This window comes from Actinoplanes sp. NPDC049681 (genome assembly GCF_044465265.1).
Lineage (GTDB): Bacteria > Actinomycetota > Actinomycetes > Mycobacteriales > Micromonosporaceae > Actinoplanes.
This window is the reverse complement of the sequence record NZ_JBITLP010000002.1, coordinates 565,271-578,252: the sequence shown is the minus strand read 5'-3', so window position 1 is coordinate 578,252 and position 12,982 is coordinate 565,271. Positions and strand designations below refer to the sequence as shown.

Genomic DNA, 12,982 nt, shown 5'->3' with positions numbered 1-12,982 from the left:
TGGATGTTGATCTTGCTACTTCGAGGGTTCGGGCATGCGCAAAACCCTCCTGGCATTGTCGTCGCTCACCCTGTGGCCGCTGATCCCGGGCATTGCTGGACCCAGGGAGCCATGAGGATGGAAGAGTTCCTGCCGGAGTATCGGGGCGAACTGCTGACAGTAAGAGCCCCCGGACGAACTGGATTCGTCCGGGGGCTCTCAGCGCTGCAAAGCTCTACAGAACCTTGCTGAGGAAGGCCTTGGTGCGTTCCTCCTGCGGGTTCGCGATCACCTCACGCGGCGATCCCTGCTCGACCACCACGCCGCCGTCCATGAAGACCAGCGAGTCACCGACTTCGCGCGCGAAGCCGATCTCGTGCGTCACCACGACCATGGTCATGCCGTCGCGGGCGAGGTCCTTCATGACGTCCAGCACCTCGCCGACCAGCTCCGGGTCCAGCGCACTGGTGGGCTCGTCGAAGAGCATCAGCTTGGGACGCATCGCCAGCGCCCGGGCGATCGCCACGCGCTGCTGCTGGCCGCCGGAGAGCTGCGAGGGGTAGTTGTGGGTCTTGGCGCCCAGGCCGACCCGTTCGAGCAGCGCGACCGCGCGGTCGCGTACCTCTGCCTTGTTCTCCTTCTTGACCCGGCAGGGCGCCTCCATGACGTTGTCGAGGACCGTCATGTGGGGGAAGAGGTTGAACCGCTGGAAGACCATGCCGATGGACCGGCGCTGCGCGGCGACCTCCTTCTCCCTGAGCTCGTGGAGCTTGCCGCCACGCTCCCGGTAGCCGATCAGGTCGCCGTCCACGAAGATGCGGCCGGCGTTGATCTTCTCGAGGTGGTTGATGCACCGGAGGAAGGTGGATTTGCCCGAGCCCGACGGGCCCAGGACGCAGCACACCTCGCCGGGCCGTACCACGAGGTCGACGCCCTTGAGGACTTCGAGCGAGCCGAACGACTTGTGGACGTTCTCGGTGCGGATCATCTCGTCGGTCATTTCACAGCACCTTCCTCCGGGGGAAGCGCCCCGCCCTGCTCCGCCGCGATCGCCCGCAGGCGCACCTTCGCCCGGGCAGCGGCCCCGTAGCCGCGTCCGAAATGACGCTCCACGAAGAACTGCACGACCATCAGGACGCTGCAGAGGATCAGGTACCAGAGGCAGGCGGCGACCAGCACGGGAAGGACGATGAAGGTACGGGAACTGATCGCCTCGAGCTGGAAGAACAACTCGTAGGTGACCGGTACGAACGCCACGAGCGAGGTGTCCTTGACCATGGCGATCGTCTCGTTGCCGGTCGGCGGCACGATGACCCGCATCGCCTGGGGCAGCACGATCCTGCGCAGCACCCGCCCGCCGGACATGCCCAGCGCCGACGCGGCCTCGGCCTGACCCGGGTCGACCGACTGGATGCCGGCCCGCACGATCTCGGCCATGTACGCCGCCTCGGACAGCCCGAGCGCGAGCACACCGGCGACGAAGCCGGACAGCAGATCCGTGGCCTTGATGCTGAAGAACTGAGCATTCAGGTCGTGGATGCCGAAAAGAGCGCCGATCTGCCGGTCGAACGGCAGGCCGAAGCCGATCCGCTCCCACAGGATCCCCAGGTTGCCGAAGAGGATCGCGAGCACGAGCCGGGGCACCGCCCGGAAGACCCAGGTGTAGAGCCATGCGACCCACGACAGCACCGGATTCGGCGACAGCCGCATGATCGCGACGACGATGCCGAGCCCGACTCCGATGAGCATGGCGAGCACGGTCAGCAGGATCGTGCCCCGCAGGCCCTCCAGCACCGGGCCGGTGAACATGACGCCGCGCTTGCCGTTGCCGATGCTGACGAAGATGAACCGCCAGTTGAAGCGGTCGTTGGTCACCAACAGGTGGATGAACATCGCGGCCAGCACCGCGAGGCCCGCGATCGCCACCCAGCGTCCGGGGTGCCGTACGGGCACAGCCTTGATGGCCTCCGGCCGTGCCCGTACGGATGTTGTCGTCTGGTCGCTCATACGCGTATCAAGAGGCCTTCGGGTTGACGGCAGGGTCGGTGATGGCGCCGGCCTGGACGCCCCACTTGGTGAGGATGGCCGTGTACGTACCGTCGGCGATCAGCGACTCGAGCGCCTTCTCGACGACACCGCCGAACTCGGCCTGGTCCTTCGGCAGGACGTAGCCGTACGGCGCCGAGTCGTAGATGTCGCCGACCAGGGCGGCCTGGCCGTTGGTCTGCTGCACCGCGTACGCGGAGACCGGCGAGTCCGCGAGCATCGCGTCGTCCTTGCCGGAGAGGACCGCGTTGGTGGCGTCGCTCTGGGCCTGGTACTGGTCGACCGTGATCTTCGGCTTGCCGGCACCGGTGCACTTCTTGGACCGGGCCGTGATGTCGTCGACCTGAACGGTGCCGACCTGCACGGCGACCTTCTTGCCGCAGGCGTCGTCCGGGTTGATCGTCGCGCCGGACTTCGCCGCCCACTGCGTGCCGGCGGAGAAGTAGGACACCATCGTCGCCTGCTTCATCCGGTCCGGGTTCACGGTGAAGGAGGAGACGCCGATGTTGTACTTGCCGGAGCCGACGCCCGGGATGATGTCGGCGAACTTGGCCGACTGCCATTCGGTCTTCAGGCCCAGCTTCTGCGCCACGGCGTCGAAGAGGTCGACGTCGAAGCCCTTGATGGTCTTGCCGTCCGCGTCGAGGAACTCGCTCGGCGCGTACGTGGAGTCCGTACCGATGATGATCTTTCCGGCGGACTTGATCGCGGCCGGGACCTTGTCGGCGAGGGCGGTGTCGGCCGAGGCCGACGGGACGGGGGTGCCCGAGCCGGTCTCGTCGCCGGACTCTTCGCCGCAGGCCGACAGCGACACGGTCATCGCCGCCGCGACGGCCAGGCCGAGAATCGCCCGGCGGCCCGAAGTTATGCGGAACATCAATACTCCTTATTACGGGGGGTGTGGCTCAGGCAACGCCGAGGTAGGCGTCCTTCACCGAGGAGTCGTGCAGCAGTTCGGCGCCGGTACCCGTCTTCACGATCCGGCCGGTTTCCAGCACGTACGCGCGGTGGGCGCGCGACAGTGCCTGCTGGGCGTTCTGCTCGACCAGCAGGACCGTCGTGCCCTGCTGGTTGATCTCGACGATGATGTCGAAGATCTGCTGGATCAGCATCGGTGCGAGACCCATGGACGGCTCGTCGAGCAGCAGCAGCTTCGGGCGGCTCATCAGCGCCCGGCCGACCGCGAGCATCTGCTGCTCACCGCCGGACATGGTGCCGCCGACCTGCTTCTCGCGCTCCTTGAGCCGCGGGAACAGGCTGAAGGCCCGGTCCATGTCCTCTTTGATCTCCGCCCGGTTGCGGCGGGTGTAGGCGCCCATCTCGAGGTTCTCGCGCACGGTCATCCCGGGGAAGATGCCGCGGCCCTCCGGCGACTGCGACACACCGCGGACCACGCGCAGGTCGGCGCGCATCTTGGTGATGTCCTCGCCGTTGAAGCGGATCGAGCCCTGCGCCACCGGGCGCAGTCCGGAGATCGCCCGCATCGTCGTGGTCTTGCCGGCGCCGTTGGCGCCGATCAGGGCCACGATCTCGCCCTCGCCGACGGTCATGCTGATGCCGTGCAGGGCCTGGATGCGGCCGTACAGCAGCGTGATGTCCTGCAACTCAAGCAGCATCGGTCGGGACCCCCAGGTACGCCGCGATCACCTTCGGGTCGTCCCGCACCTCGGCGGGCGTACCCTCGGCGATCTTCTTGCCGAACTCCAGCACCACGATCCGGTCCGTGACGCCCATGACCAGGCGCATGTCGTGCTCGATGAGCAGGACGGTGACCCCGGTGTCACGGATCTTGCGGATCAGGGCGAGCAGCTCGACCTTCTCCGCCGGGGTGAAGCCGGCCGCCGGCTCGTCGAGGCACAGCAGCGTCGGGTTGGTGGCCAGCGCGCGGGCGATCTCCAGCCGGCGCTGCTCGCCGTACGAGAGATTCCGGGAGACCTCGCCCGCCCGGCGTTCGATGCCCACGAAGCGCAACAGCTCGAGGCTCTTCTCCCGGCCGGCCTTCTCCTCTTTCCAGTGCCGGGGCAGCCGGAAGAGAGCGCCGATCACGCTGGTCTTGTGGTGCGCGTCGGCGCCCACCATGACGTTCTCCAGCGCGGTCATCTCCGGGAAGAGACGCACGTTCTGGAAGGTACGGGCGATCCCGCCGCGCGTGATCTCGTGCTTCCTGCGGCCGACGATCGACTCGCCCTGGAAGCGGATCGCGCCGCTGGTGGGCCGGTAGACGCCGGTCATCGCGTTGAAGCAGGTGGTCTTGCCGGCGCCGTTCGGGCCGATCAGGCCGAAGATCTCGCCCCGGCGCAGGCTGAAGCTGACGTCGTTGAGCGCCACGACGCCGCCGAAGCGCAGCGTGACGTTCTCGACCTCCAGCAGCACGTCGCTGGAGCGCTCGTGCGGTGACCCCGCCGGGGCGGAACCCCCATCCCCGGTCGGGACCGGCCGGTCCACCGGACGCGCGTTGGCCTCGTCGAGCTCCTGCGGAGTCTCGATGTGTGGCTCGCTCACTGGGGAGCCACCTCCTTCTCACGGTCCTTGAGCTCCATCGCGCGACGGCGGCTCGGGATCAGGCCCTGCGGCCGGAGGATCATCATCACGATGATCACCGCGCCGAAGATGGCGAAGCGGAACCCGAACAGGTCCGTGTGGAAGATCGGGTCCTCGATGCCGCGCAGCCGGTCCGGGATGTACGAGATCAGCGCGCCGCCCAGGATGGCGCCGAAGATGTTGCCGGAGCCACCCATGACCACGCCGGCGAGCACCAGGATCGAGAACTGCAGGATGAACGTCTGCGAGTTCATGAAGCCCTGCTGGCCGGCGAACATGACGCCGCCCAGGCCGCCGATGAACGCGCCGATGGCGAACGCCCACAGCTTGTACTTGATCGTCCGGACGCCCATGATCTCGGCGGCCTCCTCGTCCTCGCGGATCGCGAGCCACGAGCGGCCGACCCGGCTGCGGTCGAGGTTCCGGACGCCCAGGATCACCAGGATGATCACCGACAGCCCGAGCCAGTAGTACGGCGTCGCGTCGGCGACACCGAAGATCGCCTTGCCGTCGGCGTACTTGCCCGGCGGGTGCGGGATGTCCGCGAAGCCCCGGTCGCCGCGCAGCGTCTCGGAGCTCGTCGCGAAGATACGGATGATCTCGGCGAAGCCCAGCGTCACGATCGCCAGGTAGTCACCGCGCAGCCGCAGCGTGGGCCAGCCCAGCAGCAGGCCGGAGACCATCGCGACCGCCAGCGCGACCGGGATGGCCGCAACCCACGCCCACTTGGTGTGCAGGACGCTGTCCGGCGACGTCAGCATCGCGACGGTGTAGGCACCGACCGCGAAGAAGCCGACGTACCCGAGGTCCAGCAGGCCGGCGAACCCGACGACCACGTTCAGGCCGAGAGCCAGCAGAACGTAGTAGGACATGTTGAACAGGGCGCTCGGCCAGTCGATGCCCTCGGTGACGATCTGCGGGCCGATCACGGGCACCTGCGCCACGTACGGCAGCAGGTAGGCCAGCACCGCGAAAATGATGATCAGAACCGTACGGACGGCCCAGTGCTGACGACCGAACCAGCCGCGGACACCGCCCGAGGCGCGCCAGTTCTTCTTGTCCGGCGCCTGCGCCGGAGCCGTGCTAGTCGCCTCCGTAGTCATGCGCGGGCCCTCCCGAGAGACTCGCCCAGCAGGCCCGTCGGACGGACCAGCAGGATCAACACCAGCAGCACGAACGACGCGGCGTGCAGCCACTGCGTGCCGAAAAGGCTGGCCGCGTAGTTCTGCAGCACGCCCAGCAGCAGGCCACCCAGCAGCGCGCCGCGCAGGTTGCCGATACCGCCGAGGACCGCGGCGGTGAACGCCTCGATGCCCAGCAGGAAGCCGGCGTCGAACCGGGTGACACCGATCTTCAAGTCGTACATGACGGCGGCGACACCCGCCATCAGCCCACCGAGCAGGAAGACCAGCGCGATGACCCGGCTCTTGTTGACGCCCATCAGCGCCGCACTGTCCGGGTTCTGCGCCACGGCGCGGATGCCGCGGCCGAGCCGCGACCGGTTGATGAAGCGGTCGAGCACGAACATCATCACGAGCGCCAGCACGATGATCAGAATCTGCAGATTCGTCACGTGCATGTTGCCGATCACGACGACGTCGGTCGGCCGGATCAGCGGCGGGACACCCGTGATGTTGCGCTTGGTGATGACGCCGACGGTCTCGGAGATGAACAGCGAGGCGCCGATCGCGGTGATCAGGAACGCCAGCGGAGGTGCGTTACGGCGCCGGAGCGGCCGGTAGGCCACGAGTTCGACGCCGAGGGCGGTCAGACCCGAGATGAGGATCGCCGCGATCAGGCCCAGCAGCAGGTAGCCGAGGACCGCGAACATGTTGGGGGTGGCCGAGTTCTGGTCCAGCCCGAAGAATCCCCACACGATGAGACACGCGTAGGAACCGAGCAGGAAGACCTCGGAGTGCGCAAAGTTGATCAGGCGGAGCACGCCGTAGACCAGGGTGTAACCCAGCGCGAAGAGCGCGATGATCGCGCCCTGCGCTAGGCCCGTGATCGTGAGCGGCCCAAGGTCCTGAATCAGACCGGAGAAGTTCACAAGGGGCTCCTGAAACGAAGAAGTCGGTGCGGCCGGAGATCATCCGGCCGCACCGGCCCTACAGAGAGTTACACCAGAATCAGGAGGTCTTGACCTCTTGGTCGGCGACAGTGTTGCCGCTCTGGTCGAACTTGAACGCCCACACCTTGATCGAGGCCGGGTCCAGCTCACCGGTCTGCGTCCACTTGTACGTGTTCGCGATGCCGGTGTAGTTGGCCGTCGACAGGTAGGTGTTCAGCTTCTCCGCGGTGGTGTTGCCCGCGTCGATACCCGCCAGGAAGATGTTCGCGGCGTCGAACGCCACGTCGCTGTACGTACCGGCGTCGACGTTCCACTGCTTCTTGTAGTCCGCGACGAACGTGCCGCCCGCCTTCTCCGGCGGGGAGCACGGGCAGGTCACGATGGTGCCGGCCGCCGCCGAGTTACCCGCGGCCTTGGCCAGGCCCGGGTCCTTCATGCCGTCGCCGCCGACCAGGACGCCCTTCCAACCGGCCGCCGTCAGCTGCTTCCGGATGAGGCCGGCGTTCTGGTAGTAGCCGCCGTAGAACATCGCCGTCGCGCCCGAGGACACGACCCGCTGCACGACCGCCGAGAAGTCGGTCTGCTTGCCGTCGGCCTCGGTCTTGTCCGTCTTGACGACCGCGCTGCCCAGCGTCTTCTTCACCACGTCGGCCAGGCCGGCGCCGTACGCGGACTGGTCGTCGGCGACGAAGACCTTCTGCGCCTTCAGGACGTCCTTGATGTAGTTGGCCGCCGCCGGGCCCTGCGAGTCGTCGTTCGCGACCGCGCGGTGGAACGTCTTCCAGTTGTTCGCCGACAGCGAGGTGCGGGTCGCCGACGGGGTGATCGTCGGGATGCCGGCCTCTTCGAAGATCGGGTCGGCAGCCTCGGACTCACCCGAGAACGGCGGGCCGACGATGCCGAGGATCTTCTTGTCCGCGACCAGGTTACGGGCGACACCCGGGGCCACGGCCGGCTCGCCCTGCGAGTCGAACTTGGCGACCGTGATGCACTCGGAGCCCTTCTTGGTGTTGTACTGCTTGACCGCGAGCTCGAAGCCCTGCTCGATGTTGACACCGAGGTTCGCCGCGGAACCCGTCAGGGCGCCGAAGAACGCGAGCTTGTAGCCGCAGTTACCACTGGCCGAGTTTTCGGAGCTGCTGCTGCTGTTGCAGGCAGCGGCACCGGCGACAAGGCCGATCACGGCCAGCCCACCGATGGCTCGTGCGAGAACCTGCCTCAAGGTTGGAACCCTCCTCCATACCGAACCCACCGAGCCACCGCAGGTCGATTGGCACTTGCAGTGCTCCACGACACACGCCGCCCGTCATGGGGCCGGACGCTATCCCAACCTCCGGGCTGTGGGTAAGTGTTCACACGGGCATTCACCGAACCGTTACGTGCGGTGATGCTCACACGGAGAAGGTGTAACAATCAGGCAGTTCCGGCCGCCGCGCCGGACGAATCGTCACCCTCCGCGAGAATCCGGTCGGCCACCTCCCGCATGGTCATCCGGTGATCCATGGCGGTGCGCTGGATCCACTTGAACGCCTGCGGCTCGGTCATCTGGTACTTCGTCATGAGCTCGCCCTTGGCCCGCTCGACCGACTTCCGGGTCTCCAACCGATCGGTCAGGCCCGCCACCTCGGACTCCAGCGCGGCGATCTCCGAATACCGGGAGAGCGCGATCTCGATGGCGGGCACCAGATCCGACTTCTGGAAGGGCTTGACCAGGTACGCCATGGCACCGGCGGCCCGTGCCCGCTCCACCAGGTCCCGCTGGCTGAAGGCGGTGAGGATGACGACCGGGGCGATCCGCCCGCCGGCGATCCGCTCGGCGGCGGCCAGCCCGTCCATGATCGGCATTTTGATGTCGAGGATCACGAGGTCCGGCGTGAGGTCCTCGGCCAGCCGCACGGCGGTCTCGCCGTCACCGGCCTCCCCGACGACGTCGTAACCCTCCTCCACGAGCATCTCGGCCAGATCCAGCCGGATGAGCGCCTCGTCCTCGGCGATCAGAACCCGCCTGCGCTCGGCACCCGCCTGCGTGTCGGCCACGAAACCCCTACCCCCAACACTCTGCGAAGACGCGACACCCGGGTATCTGGGTGTCACCCCTGACAGCGTAGTGGGTAGTGTGTGTCCTGCTCGTATCGCCGTGGCCAACTCGGCCCCGAACCGGGCACGGCTCGTCCCCGTAGACCAATCGGCAGAGTCGATGGACTCAAAATCCATTCAGTGTGGGTTCGAATCCCACCGGGGACACCGAAGTGTCGTACCCGCGGACGATGGCCCTGAGGTCCGCCGGCATGCCGTTCGCGGCGATTCACCGGGCCCTCGGGGTGCCCGGAACACGGTGGCCAGCCGGCTCTCCGGCGACCGCGCCCGGGAGCGCTTACGGGCCTGACCTGCGGCGCCCCTTCTGCACCCGCGCCACACGTTCACCAACGAATCGGCTGACATCATGCGCGGCGCGATAGGCCGAGCGGTGAGCCGAGCCGCTCTCGGATTTTTCCGGGAAAGGCCGGTTTGCCGCTCTCCTCGGTGTTGTCATGGCAGTACCAGAACTGCCAGGAGGCTTCATGTTGTGGTCCGGCTCGTCGCCCCTGACCGTCGTGCGTAACGGCATGTGGGGACTGCTTCTGCTGACCGGGGTGGCCTGGCTGGCGATCGGGTGGAGCGTGCTGCGGCTGGAGCCCGCCGACATCGCGGACATCGCCGGGCCCGTGCTGCTCTTCGCGGCCGCGACCGAGCTGGTGCGGGCCGTCGCCGGGTCCCGGACCTGGTGGCTGAACGCCGGCATGGCGCTGCTGTTCGCGGCGACCGGCGCGGTTCTCATGACGGACCGGGCCGATTCGTGGACGACGCCCGCTGCGCTCATCGGGTGGTACCTGCTGGTGCGTGGTGCCGCGGACATCGCGATAGCAATGCAGCCTTCAGGCCGGTCAGGGGTGGCGGCGGGGCGGTGGGACGGGACCCGGGAGACCGACCGGGTGTGGGGGCTGCTCACCGTGGTCGGCCTGGTGGAGCTCGGGCTGGGGTTCTTCGCCGCCGGCTCCTTCGCGCGTACGGCGGAGATGGTCACCGTCATCCTGGGCGGCGCGGCCGTGATCCGGGGTGTGGCGGACCTCGTCGCCTCGTTGCGGCTCAAGGAGGCGTCGGCGTTGGCGCGGGCGGAGCGGCTGCTGGAATTGCCGCCCGAGCGCGCGGTCGGGGTGGCCGGGTACGCGGCGGGCATCACGGACTTCGAGGAGGCGCCGCCGCGGGGTTCCCGGCCTCGGCACCGCGCTGCCCCGGCGACTGCGCAGCCGGCGAGCTCGGGCCCCGGCAGCTTCCATGACGAGGTGCTGCGGACCACCGCAGATCTGGACGCCATGCTGGCGCTGGCCGGCGTGACGGGTACGGGCACACCGGGGGCCGCGGCGCGGGCGGCCGAGGCGGTGCAGGTCGAGGTGCCGGACACGGCCGAGGGTGTCGAGCTGGCGGGTCCGGCCCAGATCGGGGCGACTCCCGGACGGGCGGAAGGCGCGGATCAGCAGGGCGCCGCACCGCACGGTCCGCAAGCGATGCACGCTCCCGCCGGACCGCAGGCGCCGGGAAGCCTGGGCGGTGCGCCGCACTCGGGGCAGGCGGACACGGCGATGGAAGGGCAGGGCGCCCGGACCGTCGCGATGCCGATCTGGCAGGACCGGCGGGAGGGGCAGGACCCTTCCCCGGCCGGCGGGCACGCTCCGACGGGTGCCCCGGCCCGGGGTTCATCGCCGCTGGGTGACGGGCCGATGCCGCTGCTGGACCCGACGGCACACGCGGCCCGCGCCGCGATGCCGGGCGTGGACGACACGTCGATCATCACGCGCAGCCGGCTCGTGGACTGAGCGAGGTCAGGCGCCGACGCGGCGCAGCAAGCCCTCCTGGACCGCGCTCGCGATGTGCACCCCGTTGCGGGTGAACATGCGGCCGCTCGCCAGTCCCCGGCTGCCGCTCGCGGACGGGCTGACGCAGTCGTACATGATCCACTCATCCGCCCGGAACGGCCGGTGGAACCACAGGGCGTGGTCCAGGCTGGCCCCGATCACGCCGCCCGGTCCCCACACCTCGCCGTGGAAGGACAGAACGGAGTCGAGCAGGGAGAGGTCCGACGCGTACGTCAGGGCGCACGCGTGGATCAGCGGGTCGTCGGGCAGCTTGCCGTTGATGCGCATCCAGACGCGCTGCTGTTCCGCGGCATCGCGGTCGCCCGGGGGCACCCAGCCGGGCGTGTTCACGTAGCGCACGTCGATCGCCTGCGGTGCCGCGTCGAAGGCCTTCTTGCGATGCGGGTACTTGGCGAGCCAGTCGCGCATCGTCGGGGTCTCCTCCGGCCCCTGGATCCCCTCCGGCGGCGGCGAGTGGTGGTCGAGGCCCTGCTCGGTCACCTGGAACGACGCCGACATGAAGAAGATGGTCTTGCCGTGCTGCTGAGCGGTGGAGCGGCGTACGGAGAACGAGCGCCCGTCGCGGATCGTCTCGACGGTGAAGTCGATGGGGACGGTCGGGTCGCCGGGCCGGACGAAGTAGCCGTGCAGGGAGTGCACGTGGCGGTCCGCGGAGACCGTGCGTCCCGCCGCCACCAGGGCCTGGCCGGCGACCTGGCCGCCGAAGACGCGCTGGGCCCCGACCTGCGGGCTCTCCCCCTGGAACCGGGCCTCGTCCAGCTGCTTGAGGTCGAGGACCTCGAGCAGCTGGTCGACGGCGGCCTGCCCGTGCAGGGGCGAGGTCGCCGACTGCGCCGAGCGGGCGGAGCGGGCCGGCGGAACCGAAGGCGGCGAGGTCACAGGCTGCTCCGGCGGGACCGAGGGCGGCGCACTCACACCGTGCTCGGGTCGACGAGCGAGCCGAGCTGGTGAACCCGGAGGGTGTTGGTCGAGCCGGGCGCGTTCGGCGGGCTGCCGGCCACGACCACGACGTAGTCGCCGGGCTTGGCCAGGCCCAGGCCGAGCATGCTCTGGTCGACCTGGCGGAACATGTCGTCGGTGTGCTCGACGAAGTCGGTCAGGAACGTCTCGACGCCCCAGGAGAGCGCGAGCTGGTCGCGGACCTCGGCGACCGGCGTGAAGGCGAGCAGCGGCAGCTCGCAGTGCAGCCGGGAGAGCCGTCGCACGGTGTCGCCGGTCTGGGAGAACGCGACGAGGGCCTTGGCGCCGATGTTGCGGGCGATGCGCGACGCCGCGACGGTGAGGGCGCCGCCGTGCGTACGGGGGTCGTGCTGCAGGACCGGCACGCCGAAGGCGCCGTTCTCGGTGGTCGTGACGATCTTCGCCATGGTGCTGACGGTGAGCACCGGATACTTGCCGACCGAGGTCTCGCCGGAGAGCATCACAGCGTCGGCGCCGTCGAGGACCGCGTTGGCGACGTCGGAGGCCTCGGCGCGGGTCGGGCGGGAATTCTCGATCATCGAGTCGAGCATCTGGGTCGCCACGATGACCGGCTTGGCGTTCTCGCGGCAGAGCTGCACGGCGCGCTTCTGCACCAGGGGCACCTGGTCCAGCGGGAGCTCGACGCCGAGGTCGCCGCGGGCCACCATGACGCCGTCGAAGGCCATGACGATCGCCTCGAGGTGGGTGACCGCCTCCGGCTTCTCGACCTTGGCGATGACCGGGACGGTCTTCTTCTCCTCGGCCATGATCTGGTGCACGAGCTTGATGTCGTCGGGCGAGCGCACGAACGACAGGGCGACCAGGTCGACGCCGAGCCCGAGGGCGAAGCGCAGATCTTCCTCGTCCTTGTCGCTCATCGCGGGAACGCTGACCGCGACGTTGGGCAGCGACACGCCCTTGTTGTTGGAGACCGGGCCGCCCTCGGTGACCAGGCAGCGGATGTCGTTGTCCTGCACGGTGGTGACCTCGACCGCGACCTTGCCGTCGTCGATCAGCAGGCGGTCGCCGACCTTGACCTCCTGCGGGAGCTTCTTGTAGGTGCAGGAGACGCGGTCGGGGGTGCCCTGGATGTCGTCGCTGGTGATGGTGACGACGTCACCGGTGTTCCACACGTGCGGGCCGTTCGCGAACTTGCCGAGGCGGATCTTCGGCCCCTGGAGGTCGGCGAGCACGGCGACGGCGCGGCCGGTCTGCTGCGCGGCGGCGCGGACCATCTCGTAGATCTTGCGGTGGTCGTCGTGGCTGCCGTGGCTGAAGTTCAGGCGGGCCACGTCCATGCCGGCCTCGACCAGGCCGAGCATGCGCTCGGGGGAGGCGGTGGCGGGACCCATGGTGCAGACGATCTTTGCGCGGCGTGTCACAGCCATCAGGCTAGTCTCTTTTCCGGATCGGCCGGCCGGCCGAGTCTCGTCACGGGAATGAACGGCTGGTGGCGGGCGTCGGCGACCGC

The 12,982-nt window shown here is 68.7% G+C and carries 12 protein-coding genes and 1 tRNA gene; 2 read left to right on the top strand and 11 right to left on the bottom strand.

The genetic code is table 11. The features are described from left to right. Positions 1-214: 214 nt before the first annotated feature. The 9 genes from ACIBO8_RS08100 to ACIBO8_RS08060 form a co-directional block, all read right to left on the bottom strand. Positions 215-979: an amino acid ABC transporter ATP-binding protein gene (locus ACIBO8_RS08100; RefSeq protein ID WP_396114391.1), complete on the bottom strand. Its 765-nt coding sequence runs from the start codon at positions 977-979 to the stop codon at positions 215-217. Next, entirely contained in the window at positions 976-1,986 is a 1,011-nt protein-coding gene (locus tag ACIBO8_RS08095) for an amino acid ABC transporter permease (RefSeq protein WP_396114390.1), read from the bottom strand. The genes ACIBO8_RS08100 and ACIBO8_RS08095 overlap by 4 nt, the downstream gene beginning before the upstream one ends. Positions 1,987-1,993: 7 nt before the next feature. Then, positions 1,994-2,902, bottom strand: a complete 909-nt coding sequence (locus tag ACIBO8_RS08090) for an ABC transporter substrate-binding protein (RefSeq protein WP_396114389.1) — start codon at positions 2,900-2,902, stop codon at positions 1,994-1,996. A 28-nt stretch (positions 2,903-2,930) separates the two neighbouring features. After that, positions 2,931-3,641: an ABC transporter ATP-binding protein gene (locus ACIBO8_RS08085; RefSeq protein ID WP_396114388.1), complete on the bottom strand. Its 711-nt coding sequence runs from the start codon at positions 3,639-3,641 to the stop codon at positions 2,931-2,933. After that, positions 3,631-4,470, bottom strand: a complete 840-nt coding sequence (locus ACIBO8_RS08080; protein WP_396114750.1) for an ABC transporter ATP-binding protein — start codon at positions 4,468-4,470, stop codon at positions 3,631-3,633. Before ACIBO8_RS08080 ends, ACIBO8_RS08085 begins: the two co-directional genes overlap by 11 nt. Before the next feature lie 53 nt (positions 4,471-4,523). Further along, positions 4,524-5,669 carry a branched-chain amino acid ABC transporter permease gene (locus ACIBO8_RS08075; protein ID WP_396114387.1) on the bottom strand — a complete coding sequence of 382 codons (1,146 nt, stop codon included), beginning with the start codon at positions 5,667-5,669 and terminating at the stop codon, positions 4,524-4,526. Beyond that, positions 5,666-6,616 (bottom strand): branched-chain amino acid ABC transporter permease, encoded by a 951-nt coding sequence (locus ACIBO8_RS08070; protein WP_396114386.1) that lies wholly within the window; start codon positions 6,614-6,616, stop codon positions 5,666-5,668. Before ACIBO8_RS08070 ends, ACIBO8_RS08075 begins: the two co-directional genes overlap by 4 nt. 79 nt (positions 6,617-6,695) lie before the next feature. Then, positions 6,696-7,859, bottom strand: coding sequence for a branched-chain amino acid ABC transporter substrate-binding protein (locus tag ACIBO8_RS08065; RefSeq protein ID WP_396114385.1), 1,164 nt, complete (start codon positions 7,857-7,859; stop codon positions 6,696-6,698). Positions 7,860-8,050: 191 nt separating this feature from the next. Beyond that, the gene (locus tag ACIBO8_RS08060) at positions 8,051-8,674 is read right to left on the bottom strand and encodes an ANTAR domain-containing response regulator (RefSeq protein ID WP_396114384.1); all 624 of its coding nucleotides are present in this window, start codon (positions 8,672-8,674) and stop codon (positions 8,051-8,053) included. A 133-nt stretch (positions 8,675-8,807) separates the two neighbouring features. On the opposite strand from ACIBO8_RS08060, the gene ACIBO8_RS08055 reads away from it, so the two are divergent. Continuing rightward, positions 8,808-8,881, top strand: a tRNA-Leu gene (locus ACIBO8_RS08055). A gap of 317 nt (positions 8,882-9,198) precedes the next feature. Further along, complete coding sequence (locus ACIBO8_RS08050) at positions 9,199-10,491, top strand: hypothetical protein (RefSeq protein ID WP_396114383.1); 1,293 nt, start codon at positions 9,199-9,201, stop codon at positions 10,489-10,491. A 6-nt stretch (positions 10,492-10,497) separates the two neighbouring features. Here the strand turns inward: ACIBO8_RS08050 and ACIBO8_RS08045 are convergent, their stop codons facing one another. Next, complete coding sequence (locus ACIBO8_RS08045; protein ID WP_396114749.1) at positions 10,498-11,364, bottom strand: acyl-CoA thioesterase; 867 nt, start codon at positions 11,362-11,364, stop codon at positions 10,498-10,500. Between the two features lie 98 nt (positions 11,365-11,462). Continuing rightward, positions 11,463-12,899, bottom strand: coding sequence for a pyruvate kinase (gene pyk, locus ACIBO8_RS08040; RefSeq protein ID WP_396114382.1), 1,437 nt, complete (start codon positions 12,897-12,899; stop codon positions 11,463-11,465). Between the last annotated feature and the right edge of the window lie 83 nt (positions 12,900-12,982).